Source organism: Pseudomonas mendocina (genome assembly GCF_900636545.1).
Lineage (GTDB): Bacteria > Pseudomonadota > Gammaproteobacteria > Pseudomonadales > Pseudomonadaceae > Aquipseudomonas > Aquipseudomonas mendocina.
In genome coordinates, this window is record NZ_LR134290.1 from 4,876,586 (window position 1) to 4,890,736 (window position 14,151).

General features: G+C 64.3%; 17 protein-coding genes. 12 read left to right on the top strand and 5 right to left on the bottom strand.

From position 1 onward, the window contains the following. Window positions 1-31: 31 nt before the first annotated feature. Both EL191_RS22875 and EL191_RS22880 read right to left on the bottom strand, forming a co-directional pair. Window positions 32-856 carry a sigma 54-interacting transcriptional regulator gene (locus EL191_RS22875; RefSeq protein WP_041980366.1) on the bottom strand — a complete coding sequence of 275 codons (825 nt, stop codon included), beginning with the start codon at window positions 854-856 and terminating at the stop codon, window positions 32-34. A 184-nt stretch (window positions 857-1,040) separates the two neighbouring features. Then, window positions 1,041-1,622: an RBBP9/YdeN family alpha/beta hydrolase gene (locus tag EL191_RS22880; RefSeq protein ID WP_041980367.1), complete on the bottom strand. Its 582-nt coding sequence runs from the start codon at window positions 1,620-1,622 to the stop codon at window positions 1,041-1,043. A 245-nt stretch (window positions 1,623-1,867) separates the two neighbouring features. Here EL191_RS22880 and oscA point away from each other — a divergent pair, with 245 nt between their 5' ends. The 5 genes from oscA (at window position 1,868) to EL191_RS22905 (ending at window position 5,956) form a co-directional block, all read left to right on the top strand. After that, window positions 1,868-2,050 carry a sulfur starvation response protein OscA gene (gene oscA, locus EL191_RS22885; RefSeq protein ID WP_013717713.1) on the top strand — a complete coding sequence of 61 codons (183 nt, stop codon included), beginning with the start codon at window positions 1,868-1,870 and terminating at the stop codon, window positions 2,048-2,050. 103 nt (window positions 2,051-2,153) lie between these two features. Continuing rightward, on the top strand, window positions 2,154-3,155 hold the full coding sequence (locus tag EL191_RS22890; protein WP_013717714.1) for a sulfate ABC transporter substrate-binding protein: 1,002 nt from the start codon (window positions 2,154-2,156) through the stop codon (window positions 3,153-3,155). Between the two features lie 77 nt (window positions 3,156-3,232). After that, window positions 3,233-4,045 (top strand): sulfate ABC transporter permease subunit CysT, encoded by an 813-nt coding sequence (cysT, locus tag EL191_RS22895; RefSeq protein WP_041980368.1) that lies wholly within the window; start codon window positions 3,233-3,235, stop codon window positions 4,043-4,045. A gap of 10 nt (window positions 4,046-4,055) precedes the next feature. Next, window positions 4,056-4,922 carry a sulfate ABC transporter permease subunit CysW gene (gene cysW, locus EL191_RS22900; RefSeq protein WP_041980370.1) on the top strand — a complete coding sequence of 289 codons (867 nt, stop codon included), beginning with the start codon at window positions 4,056-4,058 and terminating at the stop codon, window positions 4,920-4,922. A gap of 41 nt (window positions 4,923-4,963) precedes the next feature. After that, window positions 4,964-5,956, top strand: a complete 993-nt coding sequence (locus EL191_RS22905; RefSeq protein ID WP_017360470.1) for a sulfate/molybdate ABC transporter ATP-binding protein — start codon at window positions 4,964-4,966, stop codon at window positions 5,954-5,956. Window positions 5,957-6,066: 110 nt separating this feature from the next. Here the strand turns inward: EL191_RS22905 and EL191_RS22910 are convergent, their stop codons facing one another. After that, window positions 6,067-6,759, bottom strand: coding sequence for an ArsR/SmtB family transcription factor (locus tag EL191_RS22910; protein ID WP_041980372.1), 693 nt, complete (start codon window positions 6,757-6,759; stop codon window positions 6,067-6,069). An 85-nt stretch (window positions 6,760-6,844) separates the two neighbouring features. Here EL191_RS22910 and EL191_RS22915 point away from each other — a divergent pair, with 85 nt between their 5' ends. Both EL191_RS22915 and EL191_RS22920 read left to right on the top strand, forming a co-directional pair. Then, a complete protein-coding gene (locus tag EL191_RS22915) occupies window positions 6,845-7,204 on the top strand; it encodes an antibiotic biosynthesis monooxygenase family protein (RefSeq protein WP_041980373.1) in 360 nt (119 codons plus the stop codon). Then, window positions 7,201-7,938 (top strand): sulfite exporter TauE/SafE family protein, encoded by a 738-nt coding sequence (locus EL191_RS22920; RefSeq protein WP_041980375.1) that lies wholly within the window; start codon window positions 7,201-7,203, stop codon window positions 7,936-7,938. The genes EL191_RS22915 and EL191_RS22920 overlap by 4 nt, the downstream gene beginning before the upstream one ends. Before the next feature lie 10 nt (window positions 7,939-7,948). On the opposite strand, the gene EL191_RS22925 is transcribed toward EL191_RS22920, so the two are convergent. After that, the gene (locus EL191_RS22925; RefSeq protein WP_017360474.1) at window positions 7,949-8,350 is read right to left on the bottom strand and encodes a hypothetical protein; all 402 of its coding nucleotides are present in this window, start codon (window positions 8,348-8,350) and stop codon (window positions 7,949-7,951) included. 122 nt (window positions 8,351-8,472) lie between these two features. Between EL191_RS22925 and EL191_RS22930 the strand changes: the two genes are divergently transcribed. Together EL191_RS22930 and EL191_RS22935 are read left to right on the top strand one after the other, a co-directional pair. Then, the gene (locus EL191_RS22930; protein ID WP_041980376.1) at window positions 8,473-9,261 is read left to right on the top strand and encodes an MmyB family transcriptional regulator; all 789 of its coding nucleotides are present in this window, start codon (window positions 8,473-8,475) and stop codon (window positions 9,259-9,261) included. A 130-nt stretch (window positions 9,262-9,391) separates the two neighbouring features. Further along, complete coding sequence (locus EL191_RS22935; RefSeq protein WP_041980378.1) at window positions 9,392-10,138, top strand: hypothetical protein; 747 nt, start codon at window positions 9,392-9,394, stop codon at window positions 10,136-10,138. An 82-nt stretch (window positions 10,139-10,220) separates the two neighbouring features. Here the strand turns inward: EL191_RS22935 and EL191_RS22940 are convergent, their stop codons facing one another. After that, window positions 10,221-10,745: an Mpo1 family 2-hydroxy fatty acid dioxygenase gene (locus tag EL191_RS22940; RefSeq protein WP_041980379.1), complete on the bottom strand. Its 525-nt coding sequence runs from the start codon at window positions 10,743-10,745 to the stop codon at window positions 10,221-10,223. A 123-nt stretch (window positions 10,746-10,868) separates the two neighbouring features. On the opposite strand from EL191_RS22940, the gene EL191_RS22945 reads away from it, so the two are divergent. The 3 genes from EL191_RS22945 (at window position 10,869) to EL191_RS22955 (ending at window position 14,087) form a co-directional block, all read left to right on the top strand. Further along, window positions 10,869-11,555 (top strand): Crp/Fnr family transcriptional regulator, encoded by a 687-nt coding sequence (locus EL191_RS22945; RefSeq protein ID WP_041980380.1) that lies wholly within the window; start codon window positions 10,869-10,871, stop codon window positions 11,553-11,555. Between the two features lie 139 nt (window positions 11,556-11,694). Next, a complete protein-coding gene (locus EL191_RS22950; protein WP_126403529.1) occupies window positions 11,695-11,961 on the top strand; it encodes a hypothetical protein in 267 nt (88 codons plus the stop codon). Window positions 11,962-12,098: 137 nt separating this feature from the next. After that, window positions 12,099-14,087, top strand: coding sequence for a metallophosphoesterase family protein (locus tag EL191_RS22955; RefSeq protein WP_041980381.1), 1,989 nt, complete (start codon window positions 12,099-12,101; stop codon window positions 14,085-14,087). Window positions 14,088-14,151 lie beyond the last annotated feature (64 nt).

Sequence of the window (14,151 nt, forward strand, 5' to 3'; positions counted from 1 at the left end):
GGGGCCGTAGCCCGGATGCAATCCGGGGCGATCAGACGCCCCCTGGCAACTCCAGATGCTGCGGTCCGATTTCCTCATGGCCGGCCAGCAGCAGGGCAAAGTGGATGGCGTTCTCCAGCTCGCGGGTATTGCCCGGCCAGCGATGGGACTTCAGTACGGCCTGCGCTGCCGGGCTGATCGGCGGTATCGCAAGGTTCAGGCGCGAGGCATGGATACCGAGGAAATATTCGGCCAGCGGCAGGATATCGCCGACCCGCTCGCGCAATGCCGGGAACCGCAGTTGGCCGTCGCACAGGTAGGCGTATAAGCGCTCGTCGAAAGTGCCGGCTGCCACCGCGCGGGCCAGGTCGACGCTGCTCGCCGCCACCAGGCGCACGTCCACCGGCAACGCCTGGCTGGCGCCGACGCGATACACCTCGCGGGTTTCCAGTGCGGCCAGCAGTTTGCTCTGCAACGGGCGTGAAAGATCGGCAATCTCGTCGAGGTAGAGCGTGCCGCCATTGGCCGAACCGAACCAACCGGCGCGGCTGCTGGCAGCGCCGACATGGGCGCCGCCGACATGCCCGAACAGCTCGGCCTCACCCCATTGCGGGCTGATTGCCGCGCAGCTCACCGCCACGAACAGGCCGGCGCGCTCGCTCTGGCGGTGGATATAGCGCGCCAGCAACTCCTTACCGGTACCGGTTTCACCGAGAATCAGCAACGGCTGGCCATTGTCCGCCAGTGCCTCGGCGCGCTCGCGCAACTGGCGCGAACGGGCATCGACAAATACCAGCGCCTTGGCCCGAATGCTCAGCGGGCTTTTGTCCGAATCGGCAAAGGTCAGGGGCGGTGGGAAGCCAGGTGGAAAACTCATGACGTGCAGCTCCTGAGCCACACCTCATCAGCGCGGCCTGTATGCGAATAAATGGGCTGGAGCAATTCTCAACCTTGCTCCGCATCGGCTCGAAAGGTGGCCGCCATGGCTGGCAGGCGATAAAAAAGAGCGGGCGGCTGCCTGGCCCGACCCCGCTCCGAAGGTGTTCGCCCGTGAAGGGCTTTCAGGCGCGCAAGCGCGCCTGCTGTTCGATGCGGCCCTGCAGGCGATACAGGTAGGCGAAGCCCTGCTCCCAGTAGCGATGTCCGGACTTGACGTTGATATGCCCGGCACCGGTCAGGATCGCCGCCTCGCTACCCCAGGCACGCGCCAGCTCCAGTGCACGCAGGGCGCTGGCCGCGGCATCGTTGTCGGAGCCCACCAGCAAGCTGGGAAAGGGCAGCAGATCACGCGGCATCGGTGCGAAATTCCTTAGCGGCTCGGGGCAACCCGGCCGCTCGACATCAGCCGGCGCCACCAGCAGCGCACCGCGCACCCGGCGCAGCAGTTCGACTGGCGCCTGCGCGGCCCAGTGCGCCACGGTCACGCAGCCCAAGCTGTGGGCAATGAGAATCGCCGGCCGCGGATCAGCAGCCAACACGCGGTCCAGTTCGGCGATCCAGTCGGCGCATTGCGGATTGAACCAGTCGTTCTGCTCGACTCGCACGCTACCCGGCAAGCTGCGGTGCCAATGGCTTTGCCAGTGCTCTTCGGGTGAGCCCTGCCAGCCCGGCAGGATCAGATAACGGATTGCTTCACTGGCCATGACGGCGCCTCCTTGAATCGAATGGCGCCAGTCTAGGCAGCGCAAGCCAAATACAAAAAGAATAAGAATTTCTTTGCTTATTCCATTAATGAATCCATAACGTGCAGCATTTTATATTTCCAAAAAGAATATAAATGTTCTTAAACAGTATTTTTAAGAATATTCCAGCCTCTCTACTATCCGCTCCACGCCAGCGTCGGCACTCGTTACGCCGCCGTGGCGACCTATTCACAAGGAGCCTGGAAATGACCGCGACGCTGAGAAACCTCGAAGGCCAGGATGAAGCCAGCATCCTGCGCGAGATCCAGACCGCACTGCATGGCCTGAAATTCGGTTCGGTGGAAATCACCGTACATAACGGCCAAGTGGTGCAGATCGAGCGCAAGGAAAAGATCCGCCTGCAACAACCGAGCAGCAAGAACAGCTGACAGCACATCGACTTCATGATGCAGCCCGACTGGACCACCAGAGGGCGCTTACCCGATAGCCCCAACGCCAACACAAGAACTTATCCAGTCTAGGAGCTGCACCATGTCCATTCGCCGTTTCGCCCTGGCCGCGCTGGCCAGCACTCTGATCGCCGGCCCAGCCATCGCCCAGCCGCTGCTCAACGTGTCCTACGACCCGACCCGCGAGCTGTACGTTGAGTACAACGCCGCCTTCAACAAATTCTGGCAAGCACAAGGCAACCCGGCCGTTGCCATCCAGCAATCCCACGGTGGCTCGGGCAAGCAGGCCCGTGCAGTAATCGATGGCCTGCGCGCCGACGTGGTGACCCTGGCGCTGTCCGGCGACATCGACGCGCTGAACCTCAACCAGCAGCTGATCGACCCGAACTGGCAGGCGCGCCTGCCGGACAACAGCACGCCGTACACCTCGACCATCGTGTTCCTGGTGCGCAAGGGCAACCCGAAAGGCATCAAGGACTGGGATGACCTAGTCAAGGACGGCGTGGAAGTCATCACCCCGAACCCGAAAACCTCCGGCGGCGCACGCTGGAACTTCCTCGCCGCCTGGGCCTACGCCCGCGAGAAGTTCGGCAGCGAAGACAAGGCCCTGGAGTTCGTGACCGAGCTCTATCGCCACGCCCCGGTGCTGGATACCGGCGCCCGTGGTTCGACCATCAGCTTCGTCCAGCGTGGCCTGGGTGACGTACTGCTGGCCTGGGAAAACGAGGCCTACCTGTCGCTGGCCGAAGAGGGCGGCGATCAGCTGGAGATCGTCACCCCCTCGCTGTCGATCCTCGCCGAACCGCCGGTTGCGGTGGTCGATGCCAACGTCGACCGCAAGGGCACCCGCAAGGTGGCCGAGGCCTATCTGGAGCACCTGTATAGCGAAGAAGGCCAGCGCATCGCCGCGAAGAACTTCTACCGCCCACGCAACGAGAAAGTCGCCGCCGAGTTCAAGGACCAGTTCCAGGACCTCAAGCTGGTGACCATCGACAAGGACTTCGGCGGCTGGAAACAGGCCCAGCCCAAGTACTTCGACGACGGCGGGGTGTTCGACCAGATCTTCACCAAGATCAATCAGTAATAGCGGCTGGATTACAGAGGCCCGCCATCTTCACCGGTAGCGGGTCCTCGTCGCGGACCTGAACAAAAGGACACCCCATGTCTCGTCGAACTTCCCCGGTCATACCCGGCTTCGGGCTGACCCTGGGCTACACCATCACCTACCTGGCGTTGATCGTACTGATTCCGCTGGGGGCGATGTTCCTCTTCTCGCTGCAACTGACCGCCGAACAGTGGTGGGCACTGCTCAACAATCGCCAACTGCAGTTCTCGCTGCAACTCTCGTTCGGTACCGCGCTGGCCGCCGCCCTGCTCAATGGCATTCTCGGCACCGTCATCGCCTGGGTGCTGGTGCGCTACACCTTCCCAGGCCGGCGCATCATCGACGCCATGGTCGACATGCCGTTCGCCCTGCCCACGGCCGTTGCCGGCATCGCGCTGACCGCGCTGTACGCACCCAGTGGCCTGATCGGCTCGCTGTTCCCCTTCAAGATCGCCTATACCCCGCTGGGCATCACCCTGGCGCTGGTGTTCGTCACCCTGCCGTTCGTGGTGCGCACGCTGCAGCCGGTACTGGCCGACATCCCCAAGGAAGTCGAGGAAGCCGCCGCCTGTCTGGGCGCCAAGCCGCTGCAGGTGTTCCGCCACATCCTGCTGCCGAGTCTGCTGCCGGCCTGGCTGACCGGCTTCGCCCTGGCCTTTGCGCGTGGTGTCGGCGAGTACGGCTCGGTGGTGTTCATTGCCGGCAACATCCCGCTGAAGACCGAGATCCTGCCGCTGCTGATCGTGTCCAAGCTGGATCAGTACGACTACCCGGGCGCCACCGCCATCGGCGTGATCATGCTGGTGGTGTCGTTCATCCTGCTGCTGCTGATCAACATTCTGCAGCGCCGCATCCAGCCGCAACTCTGAGGAGCCCGTCATGAGCCTTGCAACCCTTGGCCAGAGCGCGGCTGCGCGCCCGGCCAGCCGCTCCGTCGGCGCCATCATCCTGATCGTCATCGCCTGGGCGGTGTTCGCTGCAATTCTCGTTTTGCCGCTATACATGGTGGTGACGCAGGGCCTGAGCCGTGGCCTGGAGGTGTTCTGGCAGGCGATCAGCGAGCCGGATGCCATCTCGGCGCTGAAGCTGACCCTGCTGGCCACCGCCATCTCGGTACCACTGAACCTGGTGTTCGGCGTCGCCGCCGCCTGGGCGGTGACCAAGTTCGAGTTCCGCGGCAAGAGCATCCTGATCACCCTGATCGACATGCCGTTCTCGGTTTCGCCGGTGGTCGCCGGCCTGATCTACGTGCTGCTGTTCGGCTCGCAGAGTTTTCTCGCGCCGTACCTCGACTCGCAGAACCTGCAGATCGTCTACGCCGTGCCCGGCATCGTGCTGGCGACCATCTTCGTCACCTTCCCCTTCGTCGCCCGCGAGCTGATCCCGCTGATGGAGGAACAGGGCACCACCGAGGAAGAGGCCGCGCGCCTGCTCGGTGCCAACGGTTGGCAGATGTTCTGGCATGTCACGCTGCCTAACGTAAAATGGGCGCTGATCTACGGCGTGGTGCTGTGCACCGCGCGGGCGATGGGCGAATTCGGCGCAGTTTCGGTGGTTTCCGGGCATATCCGCGGTTACACCAACACCCTGCCGCTGCACATCGAGATTCTCTACAACGAGTACAACATCGTCGCTGCCTTCAGCGTGGCGATCCTGCTGCTCGTCATGGCCCTGGTGGTGCTGCTGCTTCGCCAATGGAGCGAAGCGCGTCTGAGCCGCCAGCTGCAAGCCAACCGAGAAGACTGACAGCCGTGAGGCACGGCCCACGGAACCACCAGGAAAAAGCCATGAGTATCGAAGTCAAAGGCGTCAACAAGCAGTTCGGCCAGTTCAAGGCGCTGAACGAGATCAACCTGAGCATCCAGAGCGGCGAGCTGGTCGCCCTGCTCGGCCCGTCCGGCTGCGGCAAGACCACCCTGCTGCGCATCATCGCCGGCCTGGAAACCCCGGACAGCGGCAGCATCGGCTTCCACGGCGAGGACGTGTCCGAGCACGACGTGCGTGATCGCAACGTCGGCTTCGTGTTCCAGCACTACGCGCTGTTCCGCCACATGACGGTGTTCGACAACGTCGCCTTTGGCCTGCGCATGAAGCCCAAGCGCGAGCGCCCGAGCGAAGAGGTGATCAAGCAGAAGGTGCACGAGTTGCTCAACCTGGTGCAGCTCGACTGGCTCGGCGACCGCTATCCGGAGCAACTCTCCGGCGGCCAGCGCCAGCGTATCGCCCTGGCCCGTGCCCTGGCGGTAGAGCCGAAAGTGCTGCTGCTCGACGAACCCTTCGGCGCGCTGGATGCCAAGGTGCGCAAGGAGCTGCGCCGCTGGCTGGCGCGCCTGCACGAAGAAGTGCACCTGACCAGCGTGTTCGTGACCCACGACCAGGAAGAAGCCATGGAAGTGGCCGACCGCATCGTGGTGATGAACAAGGGCGTAATCGAGCAGATCGGCACCCCGGCCGAGGTCTACGAGCATCCGGCCAGCGATTTCGTCTACCACTTCCTCGGTGATGCCAACCGCCTCTACGTCGGCAATGACCACCACGTACTGTTCCGCCCGCACGAGGTCGATCTGTCCAGCGAACCGAGCCCGGAGCACAAAGCCGGCGAAGTGCGCGACATCCGCCTGCTTGGCGCGATCACCCGCATCACGCTGAAAGTCGAAGGCCAGGACGAACTGATCGAGGCCGAGGTGGCCAAGGATCACGTCAGCCTGGACAACCTCGCCCGTGGCACCACCCTGTACTTCAAGCCCAAGGGCGGCAAGCCGGTCAGCACCCAGGCGTAGCACTTCCTAGGGTGGCCGGGCGGTTGTACGTAGATTGGGCGTAGGGTGGGCTTCAGCCCACCGACTAGAGCTCAGCCTTTATTTGGTGGGCTAAAGCCCACCCTACGAATCTACGCAGCCGCAATCGCCATGATCGCCCTGCGCCCCTGCGGCGACACCTGCAACGCGCGCGAACCCTGGCTGCGCCGCAGCCAACCCTCACCTTCGCACAGATTCAACAACGCCGCGCCCAGCGCACCGCCCAGATGCGGCTTGCGCTCGCTCCAGTCCGGGCAGGCACACAACCGCTGGCGACGCTGACGGCCGACCTGCTGCAGATCGATACCCAGCGCCTGCAGCCCCAGCTCGCCGCTGGCGGTCAACTTCAGCGCACCGTCCTCCTCACTCAACCAGCCAGCCGCACACATACGTGCGAACAGGCCGACTGCCAGCTCGCCGGCCAGATGGTCGTAGCAGGTGCGCGCCTCGCGCATGACCAGCGGCGTGCCGCGCGAGACTGGCACTGCACGCGTTTGCCGTGGCTGTGCGGCCAGTGCAGCACTGGCCAGCGCCTCCACAAGTTGCCCGACTTCCGGCCCGGCCAGACGGTAATAGCGATTGCGCCCATGCCGCTGCTGCGCCAGCAGGCCGCCCTCCACCAGCTTGGCCAGGTGCGCGCTGGTCGACGACGGCGACAGCCCCGCCAGCAAGGCCAGCTCACCGGCCGGCCGTGCACTGCCGTCCATCAGTGCCCAGACCATGCTGGCGCGTCCGGCATCGGCGAGCAGGGCGGCGATCGAACTGAAACCTGGTGCGTATTCCATAATTCACCTCATGACGAAACATGGCGTGCAGCAAATGTGGATACTGGCAGGCAACTTCAGCCAGAGCCAGCCAGGGAGAAAGCCGATGCTCGCCGTGATCTTCGAAGTCGAGGCCAAGCCGGACCAACAGCAGGACTATCTCGACCTCGCCGCAGAGCTGCGCCCGCTGCTCGCCGAACAGCCGGGTTTCATTTCCATCGAGCGCTTCCAGAGCCTTACCCAGCCTGGGAAGATCCTGTCGCTGTCGTTCTGGCAGGACGAAGCCTCGGTCCAGGCCTGGCGCCAGCGCGATGAACACCGACGCGCACAGATGGCAGGACGCGAGGAGGTCTTCAGCCACTATCGTCTGCGCGTGGCCCAGGTGCTGCGCGACTACGGCATGCAGGAACGCGACGAGGCGCCTGCCGACAGCCGGGCGATCCACGAACAGGGGGCGGCGCGATGACCGAGCATCTGCCGCTGATCCTCGTCACCTTCCTGCTCGCGGGCATGGTCAAGGGCGTGGTCGGCCTTGGTCTGCCGACCATAGCCGTCGGTCTGCTCGGGTTGGTGATGGCGCCGCTGCAGGCCGCTGCGCTGCTGATCATCCCATCGATGATGACCAACATCTGGCAACTGTGCGACGGCCGCAGCCCGCTGCCAATGTTGCGCCGCCTGTGGCCGATGCTGCTGGGCATTCTGTTCGGCACGCTGCTGGTCGCCGGGTTGCTGCAAAGCCTGGACCTACCGGGCGCCACGCGCTGGCTCGGCGCGGCCCTGGTGCTCTACGCGCTGCTCGGCCTGGCCAAGGTGCACTTTCGTGTGGAGCGGGCCAGGGAAGCGTGGCTGGGCCCGGTGATCGGCGCCATCACCGGTGCGATCACCGCCGTTACCGGCGTTTTCGTGATTCCAGCCGTGCCCTTTCTTCAGGCCATCGGCCTGGAGAAGGACGACTTGGTGCAAGCCCTGGGGCTGTCGTTCAGCGTATCTACCCTGGCCCTGGCGGCAGCGCTCGGTCACAGCGGTGAACTGCTGCAACCGGCAGTGCTCGGGCTATCTGCCCTGGCCTTGCTGCCTGCCCTGCTGGGCATGGCCGCCGGCCAGTGGTTGCGCAAGCGCATCAGCGCGGAACGCTTCAAACGCTGGTTCTTCATCGGCCTGTTGCTACTCGGCGCCGAACTGGCGTTGCGTGGCCTCTGAACCGATCCCATCAGGCGACGGCAGCCCGCGAGTGCTTGAGGCCGAACCATTGCAGTTCGGCCAGCAACCCGATCGCCAAAGCCTGAGCGATGACGAAGGCGTAGCCGAACAGGTTCGGCGAGACCCAGCCGATCACCAGTAGCAGCAGACTGTCGATCACCCAGACCGCGTTGACCGCAATCACCGCCCAGATGGCCTGGCGGCTGATTTCAGCACGGTTGGACAACCACACCAGTAGCGCAGCAAAGGGCAACGCCGCGCTACCGGCGACCAGCAACAACAGGCGCGGCAATTCGAGGAAGGCGCCCAGCCAGCCGGCCGCCAGGACCAGCAGCAGGCCGGTGACGCCGCTGAGCAAACCGTCGAGCAAGAGCGCGTTGCGCAGTATCGGGGAAGGTTGCAGTACGTTCATGGCGAATCCTCCATAGGGACACCGGGGTGGTGCCTGACCTACAGATTTCGCCGGAACCAGCAGCGCGTCGATTACCTGCCAGGTAATGGCTGACATGACCTGGCTGGACTATCGTGCAGGCCATGAATAGCCAATCCCAGACCGCCGGCGCCCTGTTGCGCCAATGGCGCCAGCGGCGTCGCCTGAGCCAGCTCGACCTCGCCTGCGAGGCCGAGATTTCCACGCGCCACCTGAGTTTCGTCGAGACCGGCCGCGCCCAGCCCAGCCGCGACATGCTGCTGCATCTGGCCGAGCAGCTGGACATTCCCCTGCGCGAGCGTAATCGCCTGCTCAGCGCGGCCGGCTTCGCCCCGCTGTACAGCCAGCACGATCTGACCGACCCGGCGCTGGCCCCCGCCCGCCAGGCCATCGATCAGTTGCTCAAGGCCCATGAGCCCTATCCGGCATTGGCCATCGACCGGCAGTGGAACCTGCTGGCCGCCAACGCGGCGGCCACCTCGTTCCTCGCCGGCATGCCGGACTTCCTGCTCGGCCCGCCGCTCAACGTGATGCGCCTGTCGCTGCACCCCGAAGGCCTGGCACCGCGCATCGCCAACCTGGCACTGTGGCGCGCGCACCTGCTGATGCGCCTGCAGCGCGATGCGGAGATCAGCGGCGACGAAACCCTGTTCACCCTGCTCGATGAGCTGCGCGCTTACCCGGCGCCGACGGAAGTCCCTGCGCCACCGAGCGACGCCGTGCTGGTGCCGCTGCAACTGCACAGCGAGCAAGGCGTGCTCAGCCTGATCAGCACCATCACGGTGTTCGGCACGCCGAACGACGTGACCCTCGCCGAACTGGCACTGGAAACCTTCTTCCCCGCCGACGCCTTCACCGCCGAGTACCTGCGCAATCTGATGAAAAGCCCCTGAACGGTGGCGATTTCCGACGAAATCACTCTTTCGGGTCATGCTTCGCTACGCTTGGCGCAGTAGTCTTGACGCTGCGTCGTTGACGCTGCCAATGCATACCTGCTCAAAACAATAACAAGGAGCACCCCGGATGCGCTGTAAAGCACTGTTGCGCCACGCTTTTCTCTGGTCGCTCGGACTCTTCGTCGGGCTCTCGTCCATGGCCTTCGCCGAAGCCGTCAGCCCGCAGGAACAGATTCAGATACACGCCAGCCGCGCCACCAGCAGCCTGATGCTGTTACGTGGCGAAGGTTTCCAGAAGACCCATCAGCAGCGCCTGGAAGCCGATCTGGCCGCTCTGGCCGGCGCCATGCAAAGCCTGCCCCAGGGCAGCGCCGAACTCACCAGCGCCCATCAGGCACTCGTTACCCAATTGCGCAACGGTGTTTCCTATGGCCCCGGTGACGAGAATGTGCCCTGGCGCTTCCCCGAAGACCTCAGCCGTGCCCTACGCGACTTTCTCAGCGCGGCCCGCACATTGCCCGGAGCCGAGGGCCAGAGCGAGCTGGCGGCGAAGGTCGAGTACCTCAGCGTGCAGTACCTCAGCCGCTCCTATCTGGGCACCTTCGAGATCGCCCGGGAACAACCCGGCACCTACCTCGGCCAGGACGAGCGCCTGCTGCTGCCGGCGATCGACGGCGAACTGCAGGCGCTCAAGGATCAATCCGATCCGCAGGTAAGCAAGTTGCAGACGCGCTGGAGCTATCTGCGCGCCGCGCTGGCCGACATGAACAGCCAGAGCAACACGCTGCAAAGCGTTTCCGGCCGCCCCTTCGCCCCCATCACCGTGGATCGTCATGCACGCTCGATGACGACCCAGTGGATGGCGATGTACTAGAAAGGCTCGCGGCTGAAGCCCCTCCCACGCTCACTCGGTTTTGTGGGAGAGGCTTCAGCCGCGACGAACAGAAGAAGCGCGCTCAGACCAGCGCTTTCTTCTCACGAATGCAGGTCGGTCCAGCGATTTCCACCACGGCGTGCTCGACTTCCTTGCGCAAGCCGAGCAGGAAGGCCAGTTCAGCCACCACGAACAGCGGTCCGACGATCAGCCCCATGATGTCGTCGACGAAGGCCGGCTTGCGTCCTTCGTAGTAGTGACCGACGAACTGGATGATCCAGCCGACCACGAACAGGCCTATGCCGGCTGACAACCACAGCGCGGTGGATGCCGCCGCCAGGCCGGCCCCCACCCACAGACACAGCCCCAGCAGCAGCGTCATGAGCAAACCGAAGCGGGTATCCAGGCGCAGGTAGAACACGGCAGCGGCCAGGGCGGTGAGGGTCGCAGGCGCCAGCCAGAGCCCGGCGAGCTCGAAGCCCGGGCGCGACAGCAGCACGGCGACGGCCAGCACGATCATCGGGATGCCGATGAAATGGCTGGCGATGTTGCGTCGGTCGCGGTGGTAGGCGGCATACTGCGCCAGGTGATCGACGAGGGTTTTCATTGTTATCGTCCTCATGTGTGAAACAGGCCCGAGCATGATCACCTCACCACGGCTCGTCGCACTGTCAGCTAGCCGACAATGGCAGGGATCGCCGCACCACCGCGCAACCGTTCAGGAACCGTAATGCCCGATCCGCATCATTACTTCAGCCAGTTGAACCAGGGCCACTGGTTCGCCGCACTGCCTCCGGCGCTGAGCCAGAGCCTGCTGAATATGGCCCAGGTGCAGCATCTGGACGCCGGCCAGCGGCTGTTTCGTCGTGGCGACAAGCCCAGTGGGCTGTACGCGGTAGTGGAAGGTGCAGTGCGTGTCGGTGCCGTCAGCGAGAACGGCAAGGAGGCGCTGCTGACCCTGGTCGAGCCACCTTACTGGTTCGGCGAGATTTCCCTGTTCGATGGCCTGCCGCGCACCCACGATGCCTTTGCCGAGAGCGCCAGCACCCTGCTGCTGCTACCCCAGCACGGCCTGCTCGCCCTGCTCGAGCGCGAGCCACAGTACTGGCGCGACTTCGCCCTGCTGATGAGCCACAAGCTGCGTCTGGCCTTCGTCGCCCTGGAAGACATGAGCCTGCTGCCGGCCGCACCACGCCTGGCCCGACGCCTGTTGCTGATCGCCGAGAACTACGGCGAGAGCGAACCGCGCCGCGTGCTGCACCTGGCCCAGGAACAGCTGGCGCTGATGCTCTCGCTGTCGCGCCAGACCACCAACCAGATCCTCAAGGAGCTGCAGGCGCAGGGCGTGGTTCACCTCAACTATGGCGAGATCGAGATTCTCGACTTCGAACGCCTGCGCAAGGCAGCGGAGAGCTGAGCCTCGGCAAATCCCGTGGCGCGAGCTACCCTGCGCTACCTTTCCCGCAAACTTCCGGCAGTCGTCTCATGCATCTGAGCCGCGTGATCATCTTCAGCCCCCCAGGGCGCTTGCCGACTTTTACTGCCGCGCATTCGCGATGCAGGTCATTTCAAGCGAAGGGACCTTCACAGACATCGGTGCTGCCGACTCGCCAACCTCACGCATTGCGTTCCACAAGGGCAAAAGCGCGCCGGGTACTTCAATCAAGCTCTGCTTCCATGCCTGCGATGTTGCTGCGGAGCGAATGTGCCTGATCGGGCTTGGGGTGCAGATGGGTAAGCTGCACGGCAGCACCGAAACACTGTGTTTCTGCGACGGCAAGGGCGCAGAGGGCAACGTATTTCAAATCAGCAATCGCACCTGACCCTCACGCCAAGACCAGCAGATCGCGACCGGCAAGAGACTGCAGCCGGGCTCCCTGGCGCATGCTGAGGCTAATCAGGAACGGCTGGCCTCCTGCCACTGTCCAAGGCCTGTCCTTTCCTTCAGGTAGGCCCTTGCATGCCCGATCGCGCCCGCACCTCGTTGCCCGATGTTCTCGCCGGCCCGCTGCTGCGCCGCATGGAGCCTGACCGGCTGGTGCTCTGGCTGGTGGCCAGTCGCGCGCTGGACCTGCAACTGTGGCTGCGGGCCGACGGCGAAGAGCCGCGCACGCAGAGCCTCGACGCGCATTGCCAACGCCTGCCGCTGGGCCGCCACGCGGTGCTGCACCTGATCGACCTGTCGCTGGAGCAGGCGCTGCCGCAGGATGTGCGCATCGCCTATGACCTGCAGATCGTCGAGGACCAAGGCACTCGTGGCATGGCCGACTGGGCGCAGCACCTGCTCTACGACGGCGCCGAGCATGCCGACTTCATCCTGCGCTCACGGGTCGATCAACTGCTCCATGGCTCCTGCCGCAAGCCGCACCACGCCGCGTCTGACGGCCTGCTCTGCGCCGACCGCCTGCTGGCCGAGCAGCACGACGCCACCCAGCGTCCGGCGCTGCTGCTGATGAGTGGCGATCAGGTCTACGTCGACGACGTCGCCGGGCCGATGCTGTGCGCCATTCACCAGTTGATCGCCCGCCTCGGTCTGTTCGACGAGTTTCTCGAAGGCGCCGTGGTCGAGGACAGCCAGGCGCTGTATGGCCACCCGGTCGGTTACTACCAGCGAGCTGAGCTGCTACCTGCGGTGAAAAGCAACCAGACCCTGCGCGACAAGTTCTTCGGGGGTGTGGAAAAGCCGGTGTTCACCAGCAGCAGCGCCGACAATCACCTGGTGACCTTCGCCGAGATGATCGCCATGTACCTGCTGGTCTGGTCGCCGCTGCCCTGGACGCTAATCAGCGAAGACCAGCCGCCGCTGGATGAAGAACAACAGCAGCGCTACACCAACGAGCGCGAGCGCATCGACGCCTTCCGCCGGACGCTCGGCCAGGCCGCCCGGGTATTCGCCCACCTGCCGACACTGATGATCTTCGACGACCACGACGTCACCGATGACTGGAATCTATCCGCGCGCTGGGAGCAGACCGCCTACGGCCACCCCTTCTCCAAGCGCATCATCGGCAACGCCCTGCTCGCCTATCTGCTGTGTCAGGGCTGGGGCAACAACCCGGATGTGTTCGAGAAGCCGCTGCAGGCCTTTGCCGAACTGCTTGAGCAGCGCCAGGACGAACACCTCCAGGCCGAGCTACAGGACGGATTGATCGACCAGCTGCTGCATTTCGAACAGTGGCACTACGTGCTGCCGAGCACACCGGCGCTACTGGTACTGGATACCCGCACGCGGCGTTGGCGCAGTGAAGGACACCTGTCAAAACCCTCGGGGCTGATGGATTGGGAGGCGCTGTGCGACTTTCAGCAGGCGCTGCTCGATCACCCCAGCTGCATCATCGTTTCAGCGGCGCCGATGTTCGGCGTGAAGTTGATCGAAGGCATCCAGAAACTCTTCACCCTGGCCGGCCACCCGCTGATGGTCGATGCGGAAAACTGGATGGCCCACCGCGGCGCGGCCAGCGTGATGATGAACATCTTCCGCCATTCACGTACGCCGAGGGATTTCGTGATTCTCTCCGGCGACGTGCACTACTCCTTCGTCTACCGCGTGAACATCCGCCACAAGCGCGCCAGCCCGACCATCTGGCAGATCACCAGCAGCGGCATCAAGAACGAATTTCCACACAAGCTGCTGGACTGGTTCGACCGTCTCAACCGCTGGCTCTACGCGCCCTGGTCGCCGCTCAACTGGCTGACCAAGCGCCGCCGTATGCGCGTCACGCCGCTGATTCCCGACCGCAGCCGCGCCGGCGAGCGCCTGTGGAACGCCGCCGGCCTCGGCCAGGTGTTCTTTGATGAGCAAGGCAGGCCCGAGCGCATCCTCCATCTCAATGCCGATGGCTCACCGCCCGCCACCTTCATCGCCGAACGCGAATCCGGCCCGGCGAAACTGGCGCTGAGCAGCCCCGGCAATCGCGGCGCGACGCCCGGGGACGAACACCTGCGCTGAGCGAACGAAAAATCGCCCACAAAAAAACCGGAGCCTTTGCAGGCCCCGGTTTTTTGCGTTTCAG

Excerpts from the sequence above, each read along its gene's own strand:
- EL191_RS22950 (WP_126403529.1), top strand. The coding sequence starts at position 11,695 with ATGCAGGTCATTTCAAGCGAAGGGACCTTCACAGACATCGGTGCTGCC.
- EL191_RS22925 (WP_017360474.1), bottom strand. The coding sequence starts at position 8,350 with ATGAACGTACTGCAACCTTCCCCGATACTGCGCAACGCGCTCTTGCTC.
- EL191_RS22940 (WP_041980379.1), bottom strand. The coding sequence starts at position 10,745 with ATGAAAACCCTCGTCGATCACCTGGCGCAGTATGCCGCCTACCACCGC.
- EL191_RS22915 (WP_041980373.1), top strand. The coding sequence starts at position 6,845 with ATGCTCGCCGTGATCTTCGAAGTCGAGGCCAAGCCGGACCAACAGCAG.
- EL191_RS22890 (WP_013717714.1), top strand. The coding sequence starts at position 2,154 with ATGTCCATTCGCCGTTTCGCCCTGGCCGCGCTGGCCAGCACTCTGATC.
- oscA (WP_013717713.1), top strand. The coding sequence starts at position 1,868 with ATGACCGCGACGCTGAGAAACCTCGAAGGCCAGGATGAAGCCAGCATC.
- cysT (WP_041980368.1), top strand. The coding sequence starts at position 3,233 with ATGTCTCGTCGAACTTCCCCGGTCATACCCGGCTTCGGGCTGACCCTG.
- EL191_RS22920 (WP_041980375.1), top strand. The coding sequence starts at position 7,201 with ATGACCGAGCATCTGCCGCTGATCCTCGTCACCTTCCTGCTCGCGGGC.
- EL191_RS22910 (WP_041980372.1), bottom strand. The coding sequence starts at position 6,759 with ATGGAATACGCACCAGGTTTCAGTTCGATCGCCGCCCTGCTCGCCGAT.
- EL191_RS22880 (WP_041980367.1), bottom strand. The coding sequence starts at position 1,622 with ATGGCCAGTGAAGCAATCCGTTATCTGATCCTGCCGGGCTGGCAGGGC.
- EL191_RS22955 (WP_041980381.1), top strand. The coding sequence starts at position 12,099 with ATGCCCGATCGCGCCCGCACCTCGTTGCCCGATGTTCTCGCCGGCCCG.
- EL191_RS22875 (WP_041980366.1), bottom strand. The coding sequence starts at position 856 with ATGAGTTTTCCACCTGGCTTCCCACCGCCCCTGACCTTTGCCGATTCG.
- EL191_RS22945 (WP_041980380.1), top strand. The coding sequence starts at position 10,869 with ATGCCCGATCCGCATCATTACTTCAGCCAGTTGAACCAGGGCCACTGG.
- EL191_RS22935 (WP_041980378.1), top strand. The coding sequence starts at position 9,392 with ATGCGCTGTAAAGCACTGTTGCGCCACGCTTTTCTCTGGTCGCTCGGA.
- EL191_RS22930 (WP_041980376.1), top strand. The coding sequence starts at position 8,473 with ATGAATAGCCAATCCCAGACCGCCGGCGCCCTGTTGCGCCAATGGCGC.
- cysW (WP_041980370.1), top strand. The coding sequence starts at position 4,056 with ATGAGCCTTGCAACCCTTGGCCAGAGCGCGGCTGCGCGCCCGGCCAGC.
- EL191_RS22905 (WP_017360470.1), top strand. The coding sequence starts at position 4,964 with ATGAGTATCGAAGTCAAAGGCGTCAACAAGCAGTTCGGCCAGTTCAAG.